Below are 22,551 nucleotides of genomic sequence, written 5' to 3'. Positions count from 1 at the left end.
TCAGCAAGCCGATCCCGTTCACCAGACCCTCACCACCAGAATCGCGCCGATCACCAGGACCGTGCCTGCCAGCATGGTCAGCGCATAGGACCGGGCGAACCCGTTCTGCCACTGTCGCATCCGCTGGGATGCACCCGCCACGCCCGCGGCCAGGCCCCGGGTCACACCCTCCACCGCGTCGTCGTCGAGTTCCACCAGCCCCGCGGTGAACTGCGCGCCGGGACGCATCAGCACCCGTTCGTTGAACGCATCACCGTAGAGGTCGTGGCGCGCGGCCACGGTCAGCGCGGACCCGTCCGCTGCGATCTCGGGGATGGCCCGGGTGGCGTACATGCGGTAGGCGATACCGATACCGATCGCGACCACCGACAGCGTGATGGTGGTCATCACCCAGACCGGGACGACGTGGTGGGCCTCGTGGGTACCGACCACCGGTTCGAGCCAGTGCGCCAGCGTGCCGCCGATGGCCAGCAGCGCGCCGGCGCCGACGGACCCGACGGCCAGCACGATCATCGGGGCGGTCATGACCGAGGGGACTCGTGCGGATGCGGCGCGATCAATTCCCCCGTCGCTTCGCTCGCCTCGGCGCGCCACCGCTTCTGGCCGAAGAACGTCAGCAGCATGACCCGGGTCATGTAGAACGCGGTGATCCCCGCGCCCAGCAGGGTCGCACCGCCCAACAACAGACCCTTGACTCCGCCTGCGGCGAAAGCGGTTTCGATGATGGCGTCCTTGGAGAAGAAGCCGGAGAACGGCGGCACCCCGATGATCGCGAGGTAGCCCAGGCCGAACGTCACGAAGGTGATCGGCATGACGGTGCGCAAACCGCCGTAGCGCCGCATATCGGTTTCGTCGTTCATCCCGTGCATCACCGAACCGGCACCCAGGAACAGACCCGCCTTGAAGAACCCGTGGGTGAGCAGATGCATGATCGCGACGGCGTACCCGGCGGGTCCCAGTCCGGCGGCCAGCACCATGTAGCCGATCTGGCTCATCGTCGACGCGGCGAGGGCCTTCTTGATGTCGTCCTTCGCGCAGCCGATGATCGCGCCGAACAGCAGGGTGACGGCGCCGACGACGGCGACCGCGGTCTGGGCTTCGGGCGCCAGGTTGAACACCGGGCCGGACCGCACGATGAGGTAGACGCCGGCGGTCACCATGGTGGCCGCGTGGATCAGCGCGGAGACCGGGGTCGGGCCCTCCATCGCGTCGCCCAGCCAGGACTGCAGCGGCACCTGCGCGGATTTACCGCACGCGGCCAGCAGCAGCAGCAACCCGATGGCGTTCAGCGTGCCGCCGGACAGTTGCGGTGCGGCCGCGAAAACACCGGAGTACGAGACGGTTCCGGTGGCGGCGAACATCACCATCAGCGCGACGGCGAGGCCGATATCGCCGACCCGGTTGACCACGAACGCCTTCTTGGCCGCGGTGGCCGCGCTCGGCTTGTGCGACCAGAACCCGATCAGCAGGTAGGAGGCCAGCCCGACGCCTTCCCAGCCCATGTACAGGCCCAGGTAGTTGTCGGCGAGCACCAGCAGCAGCATCGCCGCCAGGAACAGATTCAGGTAGGCGAAAAACCTTCTGCGTTCCGAATCGTGAGACATGTAGCCGACCGAGTACAGGTGGATCAGCGATCCGACGCCGGTGATCAGCAGTACGAAGCAGATGGACAGCTGGTCGACCTGTAACCCGAAATCGACGCGCAGCTCGCCGGCCGGCACCCAGGAGAACAGGGTCTGGTGCAGCGCCCGGTCATCCGCGGGGCGCCCGAGCAGCTGGGTGAACAGCACCACCGCGACCACGAACGACGCTGCGGCGGCGGCCAGCCCGAGCAGATGCCCCCACGCGTCGGTGGCCCGGCCACCGAGCAGCAGCAGCGCCGCTCCGGCCAGCGGCAGGGCGATCAACAGCCAGGTCAGGTTGTCCACTAGTGCCTCAGCAGACTTGCGCCGTCCACCGACGCCGACCGGCGCGCCCGGAAGATCGCCATGATGATGGCCAGTCCGACCACCACCTCACAGGCGGCGACCACCATGGTGAAGAAGGCGACCACCTGCCCGTCCAAGTTCCCGTGCATCCGGGAGAACGTCACGAACGACAGGTTGGCGCCGTTGAGCATCAGCTCGACGCACATGAACATGATGATGGCGTTGCGGCGCAGCAGCACTCCGGCGGCCCCGATGGTGAACAGCAGGGCCGACAGGAACAGGTAGTTCGCCGGGTTCATTCGTCATCCTCGGTTCGCACGTGACCACGCGGCACCAGCACCGAGCTGACCGATGTGCGCGCACCGGTGCCATCGGGCAGCCGGGCCGGCACGTCGACCGCGTTGTGCCGGGCGTACACACCGGGATTGGGCATCGGCGTCGGATGCCCGCCCGGGGCGAAGCGTTCGGCGGCCATCTCGCGCTGGGTCTTGCGGCGGTCGAACCGCTCCCGGTGGGCCAGCAGCATCGCGCCCAGCGTCGCGGTGATCAGCAACGCGCCGGTCAGCTCGAAGGCCCACACGTAACGGGTGAAGATCAGCACCGCCAGGCCCTCGACATTGCCGGCTCCGTTGGCCTGCCCGAGGCCGGTGAATCCGGTGACCGACGCGTTGCCGATCGCCCCGATCAGCAGGGCCCCGAACCCGACACCCACGACGATGGCCGAGATCCGCTGTCCGCGGATGGTTTCCACCAGTGACTGCGAGGAGTCCACGCCGATCAGCATCAGTACGAACAGGAACAGCATCATCACCGCACCGGTGTAGACGACCACCTGCACCACACCGAGGAACACCGCGTCCTGGGCGATGTAGAGCACCGCGAGGTTGATCATCGTGATGGCCAGGAAGATCGCCGAGTACACCGCCTTGCTCGCCGCCACCACCCCGAGCGCGCTGCCCACGATCACTGCGCCCAGGATCCAGAACAGCACCGCCTCGGTGGTCGAGGTGCGGGTCAGTGCCTCGCCATCGACCGAAGCCGCCACGATATCGAGGGTCATCAGGCTTTCTCCGGCTGCTGGATCAGTCCGAGGGCGTTGATGTTGCCGCGGTAGTAGTCCTCATCGGTGCTGCCCGGCGCCATCGCGTGCGGGGGCGGGGTCATGTCGGCGGCCAGCGGGGCGAGCAACTTGTCCTTGCCGTAGATCAGGTCCGCACGGTTGTCATCGGCCATCTCGTAGTCATTGGTCATGGTGAGCGCCCGGGTGGGGCAGGCCTCGATGCACAGCCCGCAGCCGATGCACCGTAGGTAGTTGATCTGGTAGACCTGCCCGTACCGCTCGCCGGGCGAAAACCGTTGCTGCTCGGTGTTGTCCGCGCCCTCGACGAAAATGGCGTCCGCGGGGCAGGCCCAGGCGCACAGCTCGCAGCCGATGCACTTCTCCAGCCCGTCGGCGTACCGGTTCAGCTGATGCCTGCCGTGGTAGCGCGCCGCGACCGGGCCGGGCTCCTCGGGGTACTGCTCGGTGATCGGCTTCTTGAACATCGCCTTGAACGTGACGCCGAACCCGGCCAGCGCATCACCGGTCTTGGACATCTGCGTGCTCCTTCGGTTCCTCGCGCAGCGGACGCGCAGTATTCGGTATCGGCGGAATCGGGTAGACGCTCACCGCGTCCGGATCCGTGGGCAGGCTGAACGTCGGGATCGCGTGGCGCCGCAGGGACACGCGGATCATCAGGATCAGGGCCACCGCCACCACGGCACCGAGACTGATGACCATGGCCACCCAGATCGGCGAGCCCGGTCCGCGCACCAACTGGGTGATGGCGACGATGACGATCCAGCCCAGCGAAACCGGGATGAGCAGCTTCCAGCCCAGCGCCATGAACTGGTCGTAGCGCATCCTGGGCAGGGTGGCGCGCAGCCACATGAACAGGAACAGGAAGGCCCACACCTTCCCGACGAACCACAGCAGCGGCCACCACCCCGAGTTGGCGCCGTCGATCAGGCTGAACGGGAACGGTGCCTGCCAGCCACCGAGGAACATCGTGGCGGCCAGCGCCGACACCGTGGTCATGTTGACGTACTCGGCGAGCATGAACATTGCGAACTTCAGCGAGGAGTACTCGGTGTGGAAACCACCGACGAGTTCGCCCTCGGCCTCCGGCAGGTCGAACGGCGCCCGGTTGGTCTCGCCGACCATGGAGGTCACATACACCAGGAACGAGGGCAGCAGCAGAAACACGAACCAGGTGCCCTGCTGCGCGGCGACGATGCCGGAGGTGGACATGGTGCCGGCGTAGAGGAACACCGCCACGAACGACAGCCCCATCGCGATCTCGTAGGAGACCACCTGCGCGCTGGAGCGCAGACCACCCAGCAGCGGATAGGTCGATCCGGATGCCCAGCCCGCCAACACGATTCCATACACCCCGACCGAGGTGACCGCCAGCACGTACAGCACGGCCACCGGCAGGTCGGTGAGTTGCAGTGCGGTGGTGTGCCCGAAGACCGACACCAGCCCGCCCATCGGGATGACGGCGAACGCCATGATCGCCGGGATGACGGCGATCACCGGCGCCATCAGATAGATCGGCTTGTCGACACCGGCCGGTATCAGTCCCTCCTTGAGGGCGAGCTTGACGCCGTCGGCCAGGCTCTGCAGCAGCCCGAACGGCCCGACGCGGTTGGGGCCCAACCGCATCTGCATGCGGCCCAGGATCTTGCGTTCGGCGAGGATGGCCACCAGCACCGTGAGCAAGAGGAACACGAAGATCAGCAGGCACTTGGCGAGCACCAGCCACCACGGGTCGCGGCCGAATGAGCTCAAGTCCGGCATTATCATGGGCGATCCCGCTTCGCTTCTCGCCGCGTCATACCGGCTCGATCCGGACGGTGTCGCCGACCGTCGCACCCAGGACTCCGTGCACGGAACCGGCGGAATTCAACGGTACCCACACCACCCGGTCGGGCATCTCGGTCACCGCCACCGGCAGGCTCAGCGCACCGCGATCGGTGCGCACGCGCACCGGAGCGCCGTCGGCGCAGCCGATCTCGGCGGCCGTCGCCGCGGACAGCCGGGCCACCGCGGGACGGGCGGTGCCGGCCAGGTGCGGCTCCCCGTCCTGCATGCGTCCGTCGTCGAGCAGCATCCGCCAGCCGGTCAGCACGGCCTCACCGGGCCCGGGCTGCGTCGCCTCGGCCGCCGGGACGGCCGGCGCGGTGGCCCGCGTGCCCTGCCAGCTGCCCAGCCGTTCGATATCGACGCGCACGGTGGCGGCGTCGGTCAGCCGGAGATCGACCCCGACCTCATCGGCCAGCGCGGCCAGCACCCGCATATCGGCGGTGGCGGCCGGGGGTAGCGCCGCCGGGAACGGACGGTGGCGGCCCTCCCAGTTCACGAAGGTGCCCGCCTTTTCGGCGACCGGTGCGACCGGGAACACCACGTCGGCGCGTTCGGTGACGGCGCTGTGCCGCAGTTCCAGGCTGACGATGAACGGTGTCGCGTCCAGAGCGGCGACGGCCGCCTCCGGGTCGGGCAGATCGTCGACCTCGACACCGCCGATGAGCAGGGCCCGGATGTCACCGGCGGCGGCCGCGGCCAGGATCGCATCGGTGTCCCGGCCGGGCCGGGCGGGTAGTTCCTCGACATTCCAGGCGGTCGCCACCTCACCGCGGGCGGCGGCGTCCTCGACGGGACGGCCGCCGGGCAGCAGATGCGGTGCGGCACCGGCTTCCAGCGCACCGCGCTCACCGGCGCGGCGTGGGATCCAGCCCAGCCGGGCGCCCGTCGCGGCGGCCAGCCGGATCGCCGCGGTATAGGCCCCGGGGGAGCCGGCCAGGCGTTCACCGACCAGGATGAGCGCGTCGGGCGGCAGCTCGGCTGCCAGACCGTCCAGTGCCGCGGCCTCACCGCCGGGCGCGGCCGGGATGTGGCGGCCGCCCATCTTCTGCAGGCCGCGGGTCGCGAACGGACCGATCGACAGCACCGGCAGTCCGCGCTTGCGGAAGGCCTTGCGCAGCCGCAGGAAGACGATCGGGGATTCCTCTTCGGGCTCGAACCCGGCCAGCAGCACCGCGGGTGCGGACTCGATATCGGCGTAGCTGACCGACTGCGGCAGCCCGGCGACCGCGTGGGCCAGGAACTGCGCTTCCTCCGCCGAGTGGGCCCGGCTGCGGAAGTCGATATCGTTGGTGTCCAGCATGATCCGGGCGAACTTGGCGTAGCCGTAGGCGTCTTCCACGGTCGCGCGCCCACCGACCAGGACACCGGCGCGCCCAGCGGCGGCGGTCAGGCCGCGCACCGCGATCGCCACCGCCTCCGACCACGACGCGGGACGCTGGCTGCCGTCCGGGTCGCGCACCAGGGGAGTCGTGATGCGGTCATGTGCCCGGGCGTAGGTGAATGCCCAGCGACCCTTGTCGCAGTTCCATTCCTCGTTGACCTCCGGGTCATCGCCGGCCAGTCGCCGCAACACCTTTCCGCGCCGATGATCGGTGCGTTGGGCGCATCCCGACGCGCAGTGTTCGCAGACGCTCGGCGAGGACACCAGGTCGAAGGGCCGCGCGCGGAAGCGGTATGCGGTGCCGGTGAGGGCGCCGACCGGGCAGATCTGCACGGTGTTGCCGGAGAAGTAGGAGTCGAACGCCTCCCCATCGGCGATGCCGACCTGTTGCAGCGCACCGCGTTCCAGCAGCTCGATGAACGGGTCACCGGCGATCTGGTTGGAGAAGCGGGTGCACCGGGCGCACAGCACACAGCGTTCGCGGTCCAACAGCACCTGGGCCGACAGGTGGATCGGCTTGGGGAAGGTGCGTTTGACGTCGGTGAAGCGGGATTCGCTGCGGCCGTTGGACATCGCCTGGTTCTGCAGCGGGCATTCGCCGCCCTTGTCGCACACCGGGCAGTCCAGCGGATGGTTGATCAACAGGAGTTCCATCACCCCGTGCTGGGCCTTGTCGGCGATCTCGGAGGTCAGCTGGGTGCGCACCACCATGTCCGGGGTGACCGAGGCCGTGCATGAGGCCAGTGGTTTGCGCTGACCCTCGACCTCGACCAGGCACTGGCGGCAGGCGCCGACCGGATCCAGCAGCGGGTGATCGCAGAACCGCGGGATCTGGATGCCCATCAGTTCGGCGGCGCGGATCAGCAGGGTGCCCTTCGGCACGCTCACCTGATGCCCGTCGATGGTCAGCTCCACCATCTCGACGGGGGTGGTCTCCTTGGCCGGTTCGGCAATCGTCATGCGTGCACCCCCCATTTCTCCGCGTGAAGACGTAAATGGCCCCGAAAATGGTCCAAACAGGGGCCATTTGCGACTGCCCGCGGGAAGAGAGTGACCCTCATGCGCCCGCTCCTTCGACGGCGAACAGTGTCGACGCATAGGGGTCGAACGGACACCCGCCGCCCAGGTGGGCCAGGTATTCGTCGCGGAAGTACTTGATGGACGAGATGATCGGGCTGGCCGCCCCGTCGCCGAGCGCGCAGAACGACTTGCCGAGAATGGCATCGGAGATATCGAGCAGTGTGTCTATGTCGTCACTCGTGCCTGCGCCGGTCTCCAGCCGCTCATAGATCTGGGCCAGCCAGTAGGTGCCCTCGCGGCACGGTGTGCACTTGCCGCAGGACTCGTGGGCGTAGAACTGCGTCCACCGCCGCACCGCGCGCACCACGCAGGTGGTCTCGTCGAAGATCTGCAGCGCCTTGGTGCCCAGCATCGATCCCACGCCGGCCACCCCCTCGTAATCCAGTGGCACATCGAGGTGTTCGGCGGCCAGCAGCGGGGTCGACGAGCCCCCCGGGGTCCAGAACTTCAGCTGGTGTCCGGCCCGTACACCGCCGGCATAGTCGAGCAGCTCCCGCAGTGTGATGCCCAGCGGGGCCTCGTACTGGCCGGGCCGGGTGACGTGACCCGACAGCGAGTACAGCGTGAAGCCGGGCGACTTGTCCGAGCCCATCGACTTGAACCAGTCGACGCCACCGGCGACGACGGCGGGCACGCTGGCAATGGATTCGACGTTGTTGACCACGGTGGGGCAGGCGTAGAGGCCGGCGACCGCGGGGAACGGTGGGCGCAGGCGGGGTTGGCCGCGCCGGCCCTCCAGCGAGTCCAGCAGTGCGGTTTCCTCCCCGCAGATGTAGGCGCCCGCACCGGCGTGCACGACGAGGTCCACACCGGACCCGAGGTAGCCCGCATCGTAGGCCTCGGCGACCGCGGCCTGCAGGCGCCGCAGCACCGGCACCACCTCGCCGCGCAGGTAGATGAACGCATACCGGGCCCGGATCGCGTATGCCGCGATGATCGCGCCCTCGATGAGCATGTGCGGTGAGGACATCATCAGCGGGATGTCCTTGCACGTACCGGGTTCCGACTCGTCGGCGTTGATCACCAGGTAGTGCGGTTTGGCGCCGGCACCCTCGGTGCCCTGCGGGATGAACGACCACTTCTGCCCGGTCGGGAATCCCGCCCCGCCCCGGCCGCGCAGTCCGGACTCCTTGACCAGGGCGATGACGTCATCGGGCGCCATGGTGAGCGCCTTCGTCAGCGCCTGGTATCCGCCGTGGCGCCGGTAGGAGTCCAGCGTCCAGGACGACGGCTGGTCCCAGTGCTTGCTCAGAACGGGTGCGAGGGTCACGGTCGACCCCCGTTCTTCGGTGGCAGGTCGGCCGACGGTGCGGGTGCCGGCTGGTCGCGAGCGGTCTCCTCGGTGATCCGTTCGTCATCGGGACCGCCTGCGGTGGAGCCGCTTTCGCCGACCGCGGGAGCGGTCATGCCGTGTTCGTGGGCCACCTTCAGGCCCGCGAGCGTGGCTTCGCCGGGTGTCGCGTCGTTCGCACCGGGTCGTTCATCGGGGAAGCCGGCGAGGATGCGGGCCGTCTGTGTGAAGGTGCACATCGGCGCCCCGCGCGTGGGCGTGACCGGCGCGCCCGAGCGCAGATCGTCGACGAGATCCCGTGCCGAGGCCGGGGTCTGGTTGTCGAAGAACTCCCAGTTCACCATCACCACCGGGGCGTAGTCGCAGGCGGCGTTGCATTCGATGTGTTCCAGCGTGACCGCACCGTCCGCGGTGCTCTGCCCGGCCTGGATGCCGAGATGATCCTGCAGCACCTCGAGAATGGCATCGCCGCCCATGACCGCGCACAACGTGTTGGTGCAGACCCCGACGAGGTAGTCCCCGGTCGGGGTGCGCCGGTACATCGAGTAGAACGTGGCGACGGCGGTGACCTCGGCGGGGGTGAGACCGAGTTGTGCGGCGCAGAATCCGACTCCGGCCGGGGTCAGATAACCGTCCTGGGCCTGCACCAGGTGCAGCAGCGGCAGCAGTGCCGACCGTGCCACCGGGTAGCGGGCGATGATCTGCTCGGCATCTGCGACCAGTCGTTCGGTCACCTCGTCCGAATAGTGCTGGGGCCCAGCGCTGATCGGGGGTCCGGATTCATCCGGACGTTGCCCCAGCTGGAGATCGATGGTCGTCACCTGTCTACGCCTCCCATCACCGGGTCGATCGAGGCCACCGCGGATATCGCGTCGGCGACCATGCCGCCCTCGCACATGGCGGCCACCGCCTGAAGATTGGTGAACGAGGGGTCGCGGTAGTGCACGCGGTACGGGCGGGTGCCGCCGTCGCTGACCATGTGCACGCCGAGCTCACCGCGCGGTGACTCCACGGCCACGTACACCTGACCGGCCGGCACCCGGATACCCTCGGTGACCAGCTTGAAGTGATGGATGAGGGCCTCCATCGAGGAGCCCATGATCTTCGCGATGTGCTCTGCGGAGTTGCCCAGCCCGTCCGGGCCGATCTTGAGGTCGGCCGGCCAGGCCAGCTTCTTGTCGGTCAGCATCACCGGCCCGGGCTTCAACCGGGAGACGCACTGCTCGACGATCTTCAGCGATTCCTTCATCTCGTCGACGCGAATCAGATAGCGGCCGTAGGCATCACAGCCGTCATCCGTGCACACCTCGAAGTCGTAGGTTTCATAACCGCAGTAGGGCTGGGCGCGGCGCAGGTCGTGCGGCAGGCCGGTGGAGCGCAGCACCGGTCCGGTGATGCCGAGCGCCATGCACCCGGTCAGATCCAGGTACCCGATGCCCTGCGTGCGGGCCTTCCAGATGTAGTTCTCCCGCAGCAGCTTCTCCAGGTCGCGCAGCCCCTCCGGCAGCGTCGTGAGCAGTTCGCGCAACTGGGGCAGGGCTTCGTCGGGCAGATCGGCGGCCAGCCCGCCGGGGCGGATGAAGGCGTGGTTCATCCGCAGCCCGGTGATGGTCTCGAACATGCTGAGGATGGTCTCGCGCTCGCGGAATCCGAAGAACATGGCCGACATCGCGCCCAGTTCCATACCGCCGGTCGCCAGTGCGACCAGGTGGCTGGAGATCCGGTTGAGCTCCATCAGCAGCACCCGGATCACGCTGGCGCGTTCGGGGATGTCGTCGGTGACGCCGAGCAGCTTCTCCACGCCCAGGCAGTAGGCGGTCTCGTTGAAGAACGGGGACAGGTAGTCCATCCGGGTCACGAAGGTGACGCCCTGGGTCCAGTTGCGGTACTCCAGATTCTTCTCGATCCCGGTGTGCAGATAGCCGATTCCGCACCGGGCCTCGGTGATGGTCTCGCCTTCGATCTCCAGGATCAGCCGCAGCACGCCGTGTGTGGACGGGTGCTGCGGACCCATGTTGACGACGATGCGTTCGCCGGCGTGTTCGCGTGCGGCGGCGACCACCGCATCCCAGTCCTGGCCGCCGACCATGACCACGGGCGGAGTGCTCTCCACTGACATCAGTTGTATGACCTCCGCTCGTCGGGCGGCGGTATCTGCGCTCCGTGGTACTCCACGGGGATGCCGCCCAACGGGTAGTCCTTGCGTTGCGGATGCCCGACCCAATCGTCGGGCATCTCGATGCGGGTCAGCGACGGGTGTCCGTCGAAGATGATCCCGAAGAAGTCGTAGGTCTCCCGCTCATGCCAGTCGGTGGTCGGATAGACCGGGAACAGTGTCGGGATGTGCGGATCGGTGTCCGGGGCGGCGACCTCGACCCGAATCCTGCGGTTGTGCGTGATCGACATCAGCGGGTATACGGCGTGCAACTCGCGGTCCCGCTCCTGCGGATAGTGCACACCTGAAACGCCCAGACAGAGCTCGAATCTCAGCGCGGGATCGTCGCGCAGGGCCTGGGCCACCACCGGCAGATGCTCACGTCGGACCTCGAGTGTCAGCTCGTCGCGGAACACCACGACGCGCTCGACGGCGGCGCTGAACTGGTCCGGCCCCAGACCGGCGATCAGCGCATCCACCACCTCGTCGAAGTAGCCGCCGTAGGGGCGCGGTGAACTGCCCGGAAGTGCGACCTCACGCACGAGCCGCCCGTAGCCGGAGGTGTCACCGCTGCCGGTGACGCCGAACATGCCGCGGCGGGTGCCGATGACCTCCACGTCCCTATCCCGCGGCTCGGGTTTGTCCGTCATGAGCGCAACAATCCGGTCAGTTCGAGGGTTGTCGGTGATGCCAGCGCGGCCTGTTCGGCGGCGGCGACGGCCTCGGCCCGGTTGACCCCGAGTGGCATCTCGGCAATCTTGGCGTGCAGCTTCAGGATTGCGTTCAGCAGCATCTCCGGCCGCGGCGGGCAGCCGGGCAGGTAGATGTCCACCGGTACCACGTGGTCGACGCCCTGCACCACCGCGTAGTTGTTGAACATGCCGCCCGAGGACGCGCAGACCCCCATCGCCAGTACCCATTTCGGTTCTGCCATCTGGTCGTAGACCTGTCGCAGTACCGGAGCCATCTTCTGGCTGACCCGGCCGGCGACGATCATCAGATCTGCTTGTCGAGGTGTGGCGGAGAACCGCTCCATCCCGAACCGGGAGATGTCGAAGCGCGGGCCTGCCGTCGCCATCATCTCGATGGCGCAGCACGCCAGCCCGAAGGTGGCCGGCCACAGTGAACCCTTCCGGACGTAGCCGGCGACCTTCTCCACGGTGGACAGCAGAATGCCGCCCGGCAGTTGTTCCTCTAGTCCCATGCCAGGCCTCCTCGGCGCCACTCGTATGCGTATGCCACCGAGACGTTGAACAGGAAGAGCATCATGGCGATGGCGGCGAACAGGCCCAGCGAGTCGAAGGACACCGCCCACGGGTACAGAAACACGATCTCGATATCGAAGATGATGAACAGCATTGCGGTCAGGTAGTACTTGACCGGGAACCGCTGGCCGGTGGCGAGCTTCGCATCGTCGGCAGGCAGCAGCGGTTCGATCCCGCATTCGTAGGCTTCGAGCTTGGCCCGGTTGTAGCGGCGCGGACCGATGAACGTGGCGATGCCCACCGACCCGATCGCGAACAGGGCAGCGATCGCCCCGAGCACCAGGATGGGTGTGTAGACGTTCATGCCTGTGTCAACCTTTGTGTCGCTCTCCCGTTGGACTGTCGATGTGAGCTAGGACACAGCTTAGTCGCGTTAACGGTTGAGGCGGCGCATTTTCGTTAGTATCGACTGCAATAGCTCGGCTGCCCGCTCTCATCGCAGAGAGTGGTGAAGAACCAACGGCCGCAGGCTGTTTCGTGCTGGAACTCAGGCAGGGTTGCGCAGCAGATGGGCGACGGCCTCACCCAGGCGGATCGGGTCGATCGGATGTGACACGGCTGCTTCGGCGCGTGACCAGGAGGCCAGCCAAGCGTCGTCGGGCCGTCCGGTCAGTACCAGGATCGGCGGGCAGACCTCGACCTCGTCCTTGAGTTGTTTGGCCAATCCCAGCCCGCCCGCCGGGGCGGCCTCGCCGTCCAGAATCAGCAGATCGAACCCACCCGCGGCGACCTGTTCGACGACGACCGGCGCGGTCGCAACGTCGAGGTAGCTCAGCTCGGGCAGATCGGGGTGGATGCGCCGGCCGAGTGCCGAGCGCACCTGATCGCGGGTGCGGTTGTTGGAGCTGTAGACCAGGATCCGGAGCTGGGCGTCGGTGTCGGCCACAAGGCCGATGCTACGACTGCTTGACGAAAACCGCGGCGGCTTCGATGTTGACAGCGTCACCCATCATCCCGAGCAGGTCGCCGTCGACCCCGAAAGTCTGGCGATTGAGCGTCGTGGTGGTCTGCAGTTGGACCTCGCCGCCGGCGGCGTCACGGACATGCACCGGGAGATCGAGTTCCTGTTCGCGGCCCTTGACCCGCACCACGATGCTCAGGGTGACCCAGGAAGCGCCGGTGACCTCCGCGGATTCCACGGTCACCTCGATGAGCGGGAAGCGCTCGACATCGAAGAAGTCCGCGGAGCGCAGGTGCGTGTCGCGGCGGCCGATCCCGGTGTTCACCGATGCCGCGGCAATGGTGAGACGGCCGGTGACATTGCCGTCCGCGACCGCCTCAGCCGAGCCTTCGATATCGGTGAACACGCCTTTGACGTGGGCGAAACCCCAGAACGTCGGGCTGTGGAAAGCCAGCTCCGTGCGCGTGGGATCCAGCCGCCAGGTGCCGATCCAGTCCAGCGGGTCCATGGTGTTCTCCTCAGCTCGTCAGCAGGGGAGCCATATCGGCCGGGTCGAAGTACTCGTCGATCCTGGTGATGCGGCCGTCAGCTCCCACCTTGATCACGATGCATACCCGTAAATGGATGGAAGCACCATGGGTGGCGTCGGCGTGCAGGACGTGCTGCTGGACGAACCCGCCGTCGAAGAACTGTCGATCGAGGATCTCGTAGCGGCGTGTCGTGGTGATCCGGAGGAACCAGCGGATCACCTTCAGCGCCGGCTCGCGGTCATTGTCGGCCGGGTCGCCGCTGTGCCAGACCGCGACATCGTCGGCCCACAGCGCCTCGATATCGGCGTAGGCGCCGCGTTCGATCGCGTCGAACAAGCGGTTCGCCACATCAACGGTCATTGTTTCTTCCTTCTGGATTGTGCCCCGTCGCTTCGCTCGTCTCAGGGGTTGACCTCAACCGTAGTTCAGGTCGGACACTGGCGGACATGAGGGAACGCTTCGATACCGCTTATGAAACACACACTGCGCCTTGGGTGATCGGTGAACCACAACCCACGGTGGTGGCCCTGGAAAGGACGGGTCTGTTGCGCAGTCCGGTCCTCGACATCGGATGCGGCCTGGGGGAGCACACCATCCTGCTGACCCGGTTGGGTTATGACGTGGTCGGCATCGACTTCGCACCGCATGCCATCGCGCAGGCCCGCGCGAACGCGACCGCCCGCGGGGTGGATGCGCGCTTCAAGATCGGTGACGCCTTCGACCTCGAAGCGGTGGCGCCGTATGCGACGGTTCTGGACAGCGCGCTGTTCCACATCTTCGACGATGCCGACCGGGCGCGTTACATCGAGAGCTTGCGCCGCGTTTGTCGGCCCGCGGGATACGTCCACGTGCTGGCGCTGTCCGACGCCGGTCGCGGGTTCGGTCCCCAGGTCAGCGAGCAGGTGATCCGGTCGGCGTTCGCCGAGGGCTGGGACCTGGAGGCGCTGGAGACCACGACCTACCGCGGTGTGGTGGGGCAGGCGCACGCCGACCTGCTCGGGTTGCCGGCAGGCACGGTGGTCGACGAGCCGGCCTGGCTGGCGCGGGTGCGCCGGGTGTGAGAACTGGCGCCGCGACGGTCGTGGTTGCGGCGGTATTCTTCGTACGTGGCGTCCGACGAGCTTGAAAAACGGGTATCCGCTCTGGAGGAGCAGGTGCGCGACTTGAAGGGACGCGTTGGTTCCACCGAGCGCGATGCGGCGGCTGCGCGAGTGCTCGCCGGCGGTGCCGACCGGGACGTATCCGAGATCACGACTGAGATCCGCGAATTCAAGCAAGCTACTGTCGCGTCCTTCAACGCCACCCGCGAGGACCTCCTCGACCTGCGCGGATACGTGGACGGCAGGTTCGACCAGATTGACCGCGGCTTCGCGGAGATGCGAGGGCGGTTCGACGCGGCGGCCGCCGGCCAGCAACAGATCGTCGAGTTGATCCAGACGGTCATCGACGATCGTCGGCACGGCTAGCTCACGCCTCCTCGTAGCCGGGGTGCGCGACCCGCAGCCGGTGCGCCACCAGCGCCCGCAGCGCGGGTAACACCTCGTCGTCGCGGCCATCGAAGTCCCCGGCCCGGACGGCGGCCGCCAGCGCGGCCTCATCCTCGAAACCCAGCGATGACAGCGCAGCCCGCGGTGCATCGGCGGTGTCATCGAGCAGCTCGCGTTCCACGGTGCGCAACACATTCGCCGCGACCCGGGCGTGGAAGTTCACCGCCCCGGATGTCGCGTCGCGCACCTCGCCCTCCAGGAACTCGGCGACGGCGGCAACGAGCTCGGCGGCGGTCGGCTTGTAGTGCAGGTCCGTCACGCTGTGTCCATTCCCCGGTCGCTACGCTCCAGCCCGCCGGCCTCCAGCAGGTCGAGCAGGTCGTACTCGGTCTCGCACACTCGTCGCCCGATGGCGGCCAACTCGACCGAGCGGGTCAGCCCGCTGCGGTGCCGTTCGTACTGGTAGCGGCAGATGACACCCCAGCGCAGGGTGGCCGCGACCAGCCACCAGCGCAGCGCGGCGCGGTCGACCGGCAGGCCGCCCGCCTGTTCGTAGGCGGCAACGAAATCTTCGATGCTGCCGAGCCCGCCGGCACCCAGCGATGCCGGCGCGCCGAAGCGCCAGGCCCGGATGCAGAACCAGGCCAGATCATCGAGCGCCTCGCCGATATGGGTCAGTTCCCAGTCGAGCACCGCCGCCAGGCCGGTGTCGTCGACGATCAGGTTGCCCATCCGGAAGTCGCCGTGCACCAGCACCGACGGGGTCGGCTGCGGCCGATGCAGTTCCAGCCACCGGAAGGCCCACTCGAATGTGGCTGTGGTGTCACCCATCTCGTCGAGCTGATGGCGCCATTCGGCCAGCGGGTCCGAGGTCGGCAGCCCGATGCCGACCGGGTCGGCCCGGTGGATCGCCGCCAGCGCCTGCGCGCATTGCCGCAGCAGACGCGCCCGTGTCGTGGCGTCGAGGGTGCGTTGGATCTTGCGGACGATGGTCTCGCCGCCGATGAAATCACAGATCAGATACGGATTACCCAGGGCGGCAGGGGAGTTGTCGGCGGCAATGATCTCCGGCACCGGGGCCCCGGTGGTGGCGGCCCGGCGCAGGGCGGCGGCCTCCAACTCCATGCTGGCGTGCACGTCATCGGGTGGACCGGTGCGCAGGATCAGGGCGCGCACGCCGGCCGCCGTCTGCGCATCGAAGGCCCAGGTGGCACGGCTGGCTCCACCGGTGAGCACCCGCAGATTGGCGACCGTGACCTCCCCGAGCGCGGGCGCCAGAACGCCGGCGAGGGCGGCGGGCTCGGTCACTTGCGGCCGAACTTCAGCATGCGCTGCGCGACCCGGCGGATCTGTATCTCCTCGGCGCCCTCGGTGATCCGGTACCGGCGGTGGTGCCGATAGATGTGCTCGAACGGTTCATGACGGCTGTAGCCGACACCGCCGTGGATCTGCATCGCCCGGTCGGCGGCCTCACACACCAGCCGGTTGGCCCGGTAGTTGGCCATCGACACCTTGTCCGAGACCTCCATGTGGTGATCGCGATCCAGGTGCCAGGCGGCGTAGTACACCAGCAGCCGCACCATCTGGGCCTCGGTCTGCAACTCGGCCAGCGGCCACTGTACGGCCTGGTTGACCGACAACGGCTTGCCGAACACGATCCGGTCCCCGGCATACTGTGCGGCCCGGTCGATGCAGTATTGCGCCGCCCCCAGGCTACTGGCGGCCTGCCGAATCCTGTTCTCGTGCAGGAAGGTCTGGCCGACCTCGAGTCCGTGGTCGACCTCGCCGAGCACCGCGTCGGCGGGCACCCGGACGTCCTTGAGCTCGACCTCACCATGGTCGCTGGGCATGTTGAAGGTCCACCAGTAGTACGGGACGGTGAATCCCGGGGTGTCGGTGGGCACCAGGAATGCGGTGATCCCGACCGCTGAGCCGTCCTGACCAGAGGTGCGGGCGAAGACCAGGTCATGGGTGGCGCGGTGCACGCCGGTGTTCCAGCGCTTGGCGCCGTTGATCACCCAGTCGTCGCCGTCGCGGACCGCGGTGGTCTCCATCCAGGTGGCGTCGCTGCCGTGGTTGGGTTCGGTGAGCCCGAACGCCATCGAGCGCTCGCCGGTGAGCATCGCCTCGACCCAGTCCTTCTTCTGGGCATCGGTGCCGAACCTGCTCATCATGATGACCTGCGGGAAGTTACCGACGATCGACGACTCGTCCTGCAGATCGTTGTGCAGCCCGAGCCCCTTGTGCGCCAGGTGCTCCCGGATCACCGCCATGTCCAGGTTCGATCCGCCGCGACCACCGAACTCCTCCGGTAGCCCGTACCGCAGCCACCCGGCGGCATCGGCGCGCCGCCGCATCTCGTCGAGCAGGTCCTCCCATTCGCGGGTCGGCACGCCGCCGTTGTCCAGATCCGTCCGGGCGAACTCGCGACGCCGGTCGAAGTACTGCATGTTCTCACGTTCCAGCGGCTTGATCTCAGCCTCGATGAAGGCGTCCATCTCGGCCAGCAGGCCTGGAAGGTGCTCGGGTAAAGCGAAATCCACGGTGATCTCTCCTTCTGGCTCAATGGCCGTACAGCGTCTTCTTCCAGATCGTCGACAGCGTCTTGATGGCATCGGCGTCACTGATCTGCAGCTCGGAGCCGGGGTTGCCCACCACGACGACGGTGAAGTTCTCGAACAGCAGCGCAATCGCGGCGGCGATGTGTTCGGGATCGAGGTCCTGTGCATAGCCCTGCTCACGGGCCCGGCGCACCGACCCGGCGACCATGTCCATACCGAACCGCCGGAACTCGTGCTGAACCTGCGCGAAACGCGGCTGGGTGGCCCCGAGTTGAGCGACGGCGATCATGATGCCGATGTTCTGCCGGAACAGATTCCAGTACCCGGTCACCACCGTGGTGAAGTACTCGCTGTCCTGCGGAGTATCCGGCAGCGGTACCCGCGACCCGGACGGCTCGACGATATCGTGCAGGAACGACTCGGCCAGCGAGGCCAGCAGATCTTCCTTGTCGTCGAAATACCGGTAGAACACCGCCGAGGACTTCCCGGCCGCGGAGGTGATATCGGCCAGGGTGGTGCCATGAAAGCCGCGTTCGGCGAACAGTTTCCGGGCGGCCAGCTCGATGGCTTCGCGGGTCTGGCGGCCCTTGGCGGTCAGCGATTCGGCGGGTGTCATATCAGGCCAGGATGCGATCACCGGCGCGCAGCAACGCGCTGGGCAGCTCGTGCCCGACGGCCTCCTGTGCGACCCGAGCCGCTGCGATGGCGGACTCGAGGTCCACGTCGACTTCGATACCGCTGTCGCGCAACAGGTACACCAGATCTTCTGTGGCGATGTTGCCGCTGGCTCCCGGGGCGAACGGGCACCCGCCCAGGCCGCCGACGGAGGCGTCCAGCCGGGTCACCCCGGACTGTACGGCGGCATACGCGCTGGCCAGCCCGGCACCGCGGGTGTTGTGGAAGTGCGCCCCCAGCGGCAGATCGCCGATCACCGGGCGGACCCGCTCGATCAGTGTGCTGACCCGGTGCGGAGTGGTGGTCCCGATGGTATCGGCGATGGCGATCCGGTCGACACCGAGTTCGGCTGCCGCCGAAGCGATCTCGATCACCCGGCGGGGATCCGTCGGGCCGTCGAACGGGCAGTCCCAGGCGGTCGCGATGATGACCTCGACGGTCGCGTCGTGATCATGGGCGATGCGGGTCACGTCGGCGATGGCCGCCGTCGCCTGGCCCGCGTCACGGCCGACGTTGGCGCGGCTGTGCGCATCCGACGCCGACACCACGTACTCGATCGAGGTCAGACCGGCGGCGATGGCGCGTTTGGCGCCGTTCGGGCTGGCCACCAGCGCGGAGAACTCGACATCAGGAAAGCGATAGAGCTCGGCCGCGAGTTCGGCGGCATCGGCCAGGGCCGGCACCTTCGACGGCGAAACGAAGGCGGTGGCCTCCACCTCACGGACCCCGGTGGCCACGATCGCCTCCAGGATCCCGATCTTGGCGGCCAGCGGGATGGGCGCCTCGATCTGCAGACCGTCGCGCAGGCAAACCTCGCGGATAGCAACCTTTTTCGGCACGTTCGATCCCCCGGTCGCTTCGCTCCGGCCTGCCGCCGTCATAGCACCCCCTGCTCTCGCAGCGTCGTCAGTTCCTCGGCGCTCAGGCCGAGCAGCCCCGAGTACACCTCGTCATTGTGCTGCCCGGGTCGCGCCGAACCGGCGCTGCGCACGCTGCCCGGCGTCACCGAGAGCACCGGAATGACACCGGGCCCCTTGACATTGCGTTCGACCCTTTCATCCCAGTGGTCGGCGATCATCCCGCGGGCCTGCAGCTGCGGGTCGTTGACCACCTCGGCCACGGTGTTGATCGGGCCGCTGATCACGCCGGCCTCCGACAGCGTGGCGATGATGTCGTCGGGCTGACGCCCGGCCGCCCAGTCACCGATGATCTTGTCGAGCTCGTCCTGGTGGCGGCCGCGCGCAACATGGTTGGCGAACCGGTCATCGCCTGCCAGCTCCGGCAGGCCCATCGCAGAGCACAGCCTGCGGAACACCGTGTCCTGGTTGGCCGCGATCACCACCCAGCTGCCGTTGGCGCTCTGATAGATGTTGGACGGGGCGATACCATCCAGCCGGGTGCCCGACGGCCCGCGGATCACGCCGCCGACGTCGTAGTCGGGGATGGTGGATTCCTGGATCGCCAAGCAGCTTTCGGTCAGCGCGGTGTCGACGATCTGTCCTTCGCCGGTCACGCTGCGTCGGTACAGCGCGGCCAGCGCACCCTGCGCGGCGAACATCCCGGCCAGGCTGTCGCCCAGCGACAACGCCAGCCGCGGTGGCGGGCCGCCGGGGAATCCGTTCATGTGCCGCAGCCCGCTGGCCGCCTCGGCGACCGAGGCGTAGCCGGCCTTACCGGCGTCCGGGCCGGTCTGGCCGTAACCGGACACCCGCACCAGGATGATGCCCTTGTTGCGGGCGCGCAGCACGTCGTAGCCCAGGTTCCACTTCTCCAGGGTGCCGGGCCGGAAGTTCTCCACGATGATGTCGGAGCGGTCCACCAGGTCAAGGAACAGCTGCCGACCGCGGTCGGTGCGCAGATCGAGGGTGACAGCCTTCTTGTTGCGGGCGTGCACGGTCCAGAAGAAGTGGTGGCCGTCGAGTTCGGCCTGTCCCCAGGTGCGTAGTGGATCCGGCGTCCCGGGCAGCTCGATCTTGATGACCTCGGCGCCCATGTCGCCGAGCAATCGGCCGGCGAACGGGCCCGAGATCAGGGTGCCCAGCTCCAGGACCCGGATACCGTCCAGCGCACCGGTCGGCCCGGTGGCATCGGCACTCATACCGAGAACCCGTGCCGGTGCAGCCAATCCGTGCAGACTCCGACGGCCTGGCGCAGGGTGCCGCGCTGGTCCGGTCCGGAGTAGTAGTGGTTGGCGCCGCTGATCTCGTGCATCTCCTTGTCGGGATGCCCGATCGCCTCGAACAGGCGGCGGGTGTGGCTCGGCGTGCAGGCGTCATCGGCGAGGTTGCCGATCACCAGGGCGGGCACGGCGATGTCGGGGCCGGCCTTGACGGCGTCGCCGTTGGCGTCGTCGTAGCTCCATTGCGACAGCCAGCTGCGCAGCGTGCAGAACCGGGCCAGCCCGACGGGGGAGTTGTTCACCACCTGAGGATCGCCCAGATAGCAGGTGCCCGGGGTGCGTTCGTTCGGATCGACGGTCGGGTCCAGCCAACGCGGATCGGCCATGGTGCCGTGCACCACGAACGCATATTCATCATCGGGGCGGCCGGCGGCCCTGAGCTCGGCCAACTTTTCCTTGACCCACGTGGTGATGCGCCGGTTCCGCGCGATCTGCGCCTCGTGATAGCGCGCCAGGAACTCCGGGGTGTACGGCGGCTGATTCGGGTTGTCGGGGTTGTACAGATCGAGCTCGGGGTCCCGCCGGGACGGGTCGTTCTCGTCGAGGATGGAGGCGTCCATCCATTCGGTCATGGTGCCGTGCCGGCTGATGTGCGCGGCCAGCAGCATGATGCCGTCGGCCGGGATGAGGCCGAGCGTGGTGAGGTCGGGGCCGTCGCCGGACGGGCTGGCGGTGACGGTCGGGCGCTGGGCCTGCTGCTGGTAGAACACCGACAGCGAGCCGCCGCCGCTCCACCCGGCCAGCACCACCTTGTCATAGCCGAGGCGGTTCTTGGCGTCCTTGATGCACTCACCGAGGTCCTCGACGACCTTCTCCATCAGTAGCGCGGAGTCGGTGCCGCGGAAACGGCTGTTGCAGTAGATGACGTGATGCCCGGCGCGGGCCAGCGCGTTGATCATCGGCAGATAGGCGCCGCCGCCGATCGGGTGCATGAAGACCAGCACGGTATCGCTGGGCTTGTGCTTCGGCTTGAGCAGATAGCTTTCCAGCACCACGAGTTCGGCGACGCCGCCGTACACGTCGCGGACGCTCGAGGTGTTCTGGTAGGCGACCAGATACGGGATGCGCTCGTACTCGAACTTGACGGGTACTTCGGTTGCGGTCATGGCTAGTGTTGCCCCAGATCATTGGCGAGGATTTCGGCGGAGGGGATGAGCCGGCGACGGGTGTCGATGGCGATCACCGACCAGTCCACCCGGTCGTAGTCGTCGAACTTGCGGCGGGCGCGCTCGCGGGCCTTCTCCGGCGCGCCGTGGTGAACCCCTTGCGGCGCATGGGAAACCAGTCCGGGGGGCATCGGGATGCCGTACAGCGAACCGGAGTGGAAGAAGGCGATCTCGTCATAGTCGACATTGCGGTGATACCACGGCGTGCGCTCGGTGCCGGGGACACTCTCGGCGGGCTTGGGCAGGAAGTTCATCACGTAGACGCCGGTGGCCTGCATGAACAGGTGCACCGTCGGCGGCAGGTGCACGCTTTCGGAGGTGATGACGGTGTAGTCCTCGATGTTGAAGGTGAATGGGAAGTTGTCCCCGCGCCAGCCCTCGACATCGAGCGGATTGTGTTGATAGAACAGCGATGTGGGGCCGCCCTCGTGGATGAGGCGTACCTCGTATTCGGCCCTGCCGTCATCATTGCTGGGCGCCGGTTCCGGGATCGTCACCTGGGCCGGGTCGAACGGGAAGTGCCGGCCCAGGATTCCCGCCGGGGGCACCCGGAAGTCGTCGGTGGCCTGGATCATGAGGAATGTGCTCTCAGCGTCGGGCACCTGGCGGAACGTGCAGGCCTTGGGGAGGTAGACCCAGTCGCCCTCGCGGTAGCGCACCGGACCGAACTCGGTCTCCAGCAGCCCTGCGCCCTTGTGCACGAAGATCAGCAGGTCCCCGTCGACGTAGCGGACGAAGAACGGCATCTCCTCGGTCCGCCGGGACAGCAGGACCAGGCAGTCGTCGTTGGAGAACATCAGCAGCGGGCCGCCGCGCGCGTCGGTGGCATCGCTGGGCTTCAGCTCCGAGGACAGCACATCGGTGGGGCGCAGTGGCCCGACGGTGCGGTACGCGGTGGGGTCGTTGCGCCGGTACATGTTCGCGGTCCGGCCGACGAAGCCGCCGCGCCCCAACTCGTCGTCCTTGAGTCCGTCGAGGTCGGCGTGCACGCGTTTGGGCGTCTTGCCTTTTCGCAGGTGAACGAAGGATTCCATGACGCTCCTCGGC

At 67.7% G+C, this 22,551-nt stretch carries 24 protein-coding genes and 1 pseudogene; 2 read left to right on the top strand and 23 right to left on the bottom strand.

The window, feature by feature from the left end:
* Positions 1 to 18 precede the first annotated feature (18 nt).
* The 15 genes and pseudogenes from nuoL to EXE63_RS05850 form a co-directional block, all read right to left on the bottom strand.
* A pseudogene (gene nuoL, locus EXE63_RS05920) lies at positions 19 to 1,928 on the bottom strand (NADH-quinone oxidoreductase subunit L).
* Positions 1,928 to 2,227: an NADH-quinone oxidoreductase subunit NuoK gene (nuoK, locus tag EXE63_RS05915; protein WP_168141203.1), complete on the bottom strand. Its 300-nt coding sequence runs from the start codon at positions 2,225 to 2,227 to the stop codon at positions 1,928 to 1,930. The pseudogene nuoL and the gene nuoK overlap by 1 nt, the downstream one beginning before the upstream one ends.
* Positions 2,224 to 2,988 carry an NADH-quinone oxidoreductase subunit J gene (locus EXE63_RS05910; protein ID WP_168141202.1) on the bottom strand — a complete coding sequence of 255 codons (765 nt, stop codon included), beginning with the start codon at positions 2,986 to 2,988 and terminating at the stop codon, positions 2,224 to 2,226. The genes nuoK and EXE63_RS05910 overlap by 4 nt, the downstream gene beginning before the upstream one ends.
* The gene (gene nuoI / locus EXE63_RS05905; RefSeq protein ID WP_168141201.1) at positions 2,988 to 3,524 is read right to left on the bottom strand and encodes an NADH-quinone oxidoreductase subunit NuoI; all 537 of its coding nucleotides are present in this window, start codon (positions 3,522 to 3,524) and stop codon (positions 2,988 to 2,990) included. Before nuoI ends, EXE63_RS05910 begins: the two co-directional genes overlap by 1 nt.
* Complete coding sequence (gene nuoH, locus EXE63_RS05900; protein ID WP_168141200.1) at positions 3,508 to 4,773, bottom strand: NADH-quinone oxidoreductase subunit NuoH; 1,266 nt, start codon at positions 4,771 to 4,773, stop codon at positions 3,508 to 3,510. Before nuoH ends, nuoI begins: the two co-directional genes overlap by 17 nt.
* Positions 4,774 to 4,801: 28 nt before the next feature.
* Positions 4,802 to 7,174, bottom strand: coding sequence for an NADH-quinone oxidoreductase subunit G (locus EXE63_RS05895; RefSeq protein ID WP_168141199.1), 2,373 nt, complete (start codon positions 7,172 to 7,174; stop codon positions 4,802 to 4,804).
* 97 nt (positions 7,175 to 7,271) lie between these two features.
* Positions 7,272 to 8,564: an NADH-quinone oxidoreductase subunit NuoF gene (gene nuoF, locus EXE63_RS05890; protein WP_168141198.1), complete on the bottom strand. Its 1,293-nt coding sequence runs from the start codon at positions 8,562 to 8,564 to the stop codon at positions 7,272 to 7,274.
* Positions 8,561 to 9,406 carry an NADH-quinone oxidoreductase subunit NuoE gene (gene nuoE / locus EXE63_RS05885; RefSeq protein WP_168141197.1) on the bottom strand — a complete coding sequence of 282 codons (846 nt, stop codon included), beginning with the start codon at positions 9,404 to 9,406 and terminating at the stop codon, positions 8,561 to 8,563. Before nuoE ends, nuoF begins: the two co-directional genes overlap by 4 nt.
* Positions 9,403 to 10,704 carry an NADH dehydrogenase (quinone) subunit D gene (gene nuoD / locus EXE63_RS05880; protein WP_168141196.1) on the bottom strand — a complete coding sequence of 434 codons (1,302 nt, stop codon included), beginning with the start codon at positions 10,702 to 10,704 and terminating at the stop codon, positions 9,403 to 9,405. Before nuoD ends, nuoE begins: the two co-directional genes overlap by 4 nt.
* On the bottom strand, positions 10,704 to 11,390 hold the full coding sequence (locus tag EXE63_RS05875) for an NADH-quinone oxidoreductase subunit C (RefSeq protein WP_168141195.1): 687 nt from the start codon (positions 11,388 to 11,390) through the stop codon (positions 10,704 to 10,706). Before EXE63_RS05875 ends, nuoD begins: the two co-directional genes overlap by 1 nt.
* Entirely contained in the window at positions 11,387 to 11,944 is a 558-nt protein-coding gene (locus EXE63_RS05870) for a NuoB/complex I 20 kDa subunit family protein (RefSeq protein ID WP_057167587.1), read from the bottom strand. Before EXE63_RS05870 ends, EXE63_RS05875 begins: the two co-directional genes overlap by 4 nt.
* Positions 11,935 to 12,309, bottom strand: coding sequence for an NADH-quinone oxidoreductase subunit A (locus tag EXE63_RS05865; protein ID WP_168141194.1), 375 nt, complete (start codon positions 12,307 to 12,309; stop codon positions 11,935 to 11,937). Before EXE63_RS05865 ends, EXE63_RS05870 begins: the two co-directional genes overlap by 10 nt.
* A gap of 183 nt (positions 12,310 to 12,492) precedes the next feature.
* Positions 12,493 to 12,891 (bottom strand): Rv3143 family two-component system response regulator, encoded by a 399-nt coding sequence (locus tag EXE63_RS05860; protein WP_168141193.1) that lies wholly within the window; start codon positions 12,889 to 12,891, stop codon positions 12,493 to 12,495.
* Between the two features lie 10 nt (positions 12,892 to 12,901).
* Positions 12,902 to 13,414 carry a YceI family protein gene (locus tag EXE63_RS05855; RefSeq protein WP_168141192.1) on the bottom strand — a complete coding sequence of 171 codons (513 nt, stop codon included), beginning with the start codon at positions 13,412 to 13,414 and terminating at the stop codon, positions 12,902 to 12,904.
* Between the two features lie 10 nt (positions 13,415 to 13,424).
* Positions 13,425 to 13,796: a nuclear transport factor 2 family protein gene (locus tag EXE63_RS05850; protein ID WP_168141191.1), complete on the bottom strand. Its 372-nt coding sequence runs from the start codon at positions 13,794 to 13,796 to the stop codon at positions 13,425 to 13,427.
* An 86-nt stretch (positions 13,797 to 13,882) separates the two neighbouring features.
* Here EXE63_RS05850 and EXE63_RS05845 point away from each other — a divergent pair, with 86 nt between their 5' ends.
* The gene (locus EXE63_RS05845; RefSeq protein WP_168141190.1) at positions 13,883 to 14,497 is read left to right on the top strand and encodes a class I SAM-dependent methyltransferase; all 615 of its coding nucleotides are present in this window, start codon (positions 13,883 to 13,885) and stop codon (positions 14,495 to 14,497) included.
* 45 nt (positions 14,498 to 14,542) lie between these two features.
* Positions 14,543 to 14,902: an SPX domain-containing protein gene (locus EXE63_RS05840; RefSeq protein ID WP_168141189.1), complete on the top strand. Its 360-nt coding sequence runs from the start codon at positions 14,543 to 14,545 to the stop codon at positions 14,900 to 14,902.
* A gap of 1 nt (position 14,903) precedes the next feature.
* On the opposite strand, the gene EXE63_RS05835 is transcribed toward EXE63_RS05840, so the two are convergent.
* Genes EXE63_RS05835 through EXE63_RS05800 form a run of 8 tightly spaced genes read right to left on the bottom strand, consistent with a single transcriptional unit; the run spans position 14,904 to position 22,538 of the window.
* Positions 14,904 to 15,242, bottom strand: a complete 339-nt coding sequence (locus EXE63_RS05835) for a DUF6285 domain-containing protein (protein ID WP_168141188.1) — start codon at positions 15,240 to 15,242, stop codon at positions 14,904 to 14,906.
* Positions 15,239 to 16,231: a phosphotransferase family protein gene (locus EXE63_RS05830; RefSeq protein ID WP_168141187.1), complete on the bottom strand. Its 993-nt coding sequence runs from the start codon at positions 16,229 to 16,231 to the stop codon at positions 15,239 to 15,241. Before EXE63_RS05830 ends, EXE63_RS05835 begins: the two co-directional genes overlap by 4 nt.
* Positions 16,228 to 17,466 carry an acyl-CoA dehydrogenase family protein gene (locus EXE63_RS05825; protein WP_168141186.1) on the bottom strand — a complete coding sequence of 413 codons (1,239 nt, stop codon included), beginning with the start codon at positions 17,464 to 17,466 and terminating at the stop codon, positions 16,228 to 16,230. Before EXE63_RS05825 ends, EXE63_RS05830 begins: the two co-directional genes overlap by 4 nt.
* A gap of 19 nt (positions 17,467 to 17,485) precedes the next feature.
* On the bottom strand, positions 17,486 to 18,100 hold the full coding sequence (locus EXE63_RS05820; RefSeq protein ID WP_105363563.1) for a TetR/AcrR family transcriptional regulator: 615 nt from the start codon (positions 18,098 to 18,100) through the stop codon (positions 17,486 to 17,488).
* A 1-nt stretch (position 18,101) separates the two neighbouring features.
* On the bottom strand, positions 18,102 to 19,040 hold the full coding sequence (locus EXE63_RS05815; protein ID WP_168141185.1) for a hydroxymethylglutaryl-CoA lyase: 939 nt from the start codon (positions 19,038 to 19,040) through the stop codon (positions 18,102 to 18,104).
* Positions 19,037 to 20,257 (bottom strand): CaiB/BaiF CoA transferase family protein, encoded by a 1,221-nt coding sequence (locus EXE63_RS05810; RefSeq protein WP_168141184.1) that lies wholly within the window; start codon positions 20,255 to 20,257, stop codon positions 19,037 to 19,039. Before EXE63_RS05810 ends, EXE63_RS05815 begins: the two co-directional genes overlap by 4 nt.
* Positions 20,254 to 21,444 (bottom strand): alpha/beta hydrolase family protein, encoded by a 1,191-nt coding sequence (locus EXE63_RS05805; protein ID WP_168141183.1) that lies wholly within the window; start codon positions 21,442 to 21,444, stop codon positions 20,254 to 20,256. Before EXE63_RS05805 ends, EXE63_RS05810 begins: the two co-directional genes overlap by 4 nt.
* 2 nt (positions 21,445 to 21,446) lie before the next feature.
* Positions 21,447 to 22,538, bottom strand: coding sequence for a homogentisate 1,2-dioxygenase (locus EXE63_RS05800; protein WP_168141182.1), 1,092 nt, complete (start codon positions 22,536 to 22,538; stop codon positions 21,447 to 21,449).
* Between the last annotated feature and the right edge of the window lie 13 nt (positions 22,539 to 22,551).

The sequence above is a fragment of the Mycolicibacterium frederiksbergense genome (assembly GCF_012223425.1).
GTDB lineage: Bacteria > Actinomycetota > Actinomycetes > Mycobacteriales > Mycobacteriaceae > Mycobacterium > Mycobacterium frederiksbergense.
The sequence above is the reverse complement of the archived record's forward strand: the minus strand, read 5'-3'. Positions and strand labels throughout refer to the sequence as shown.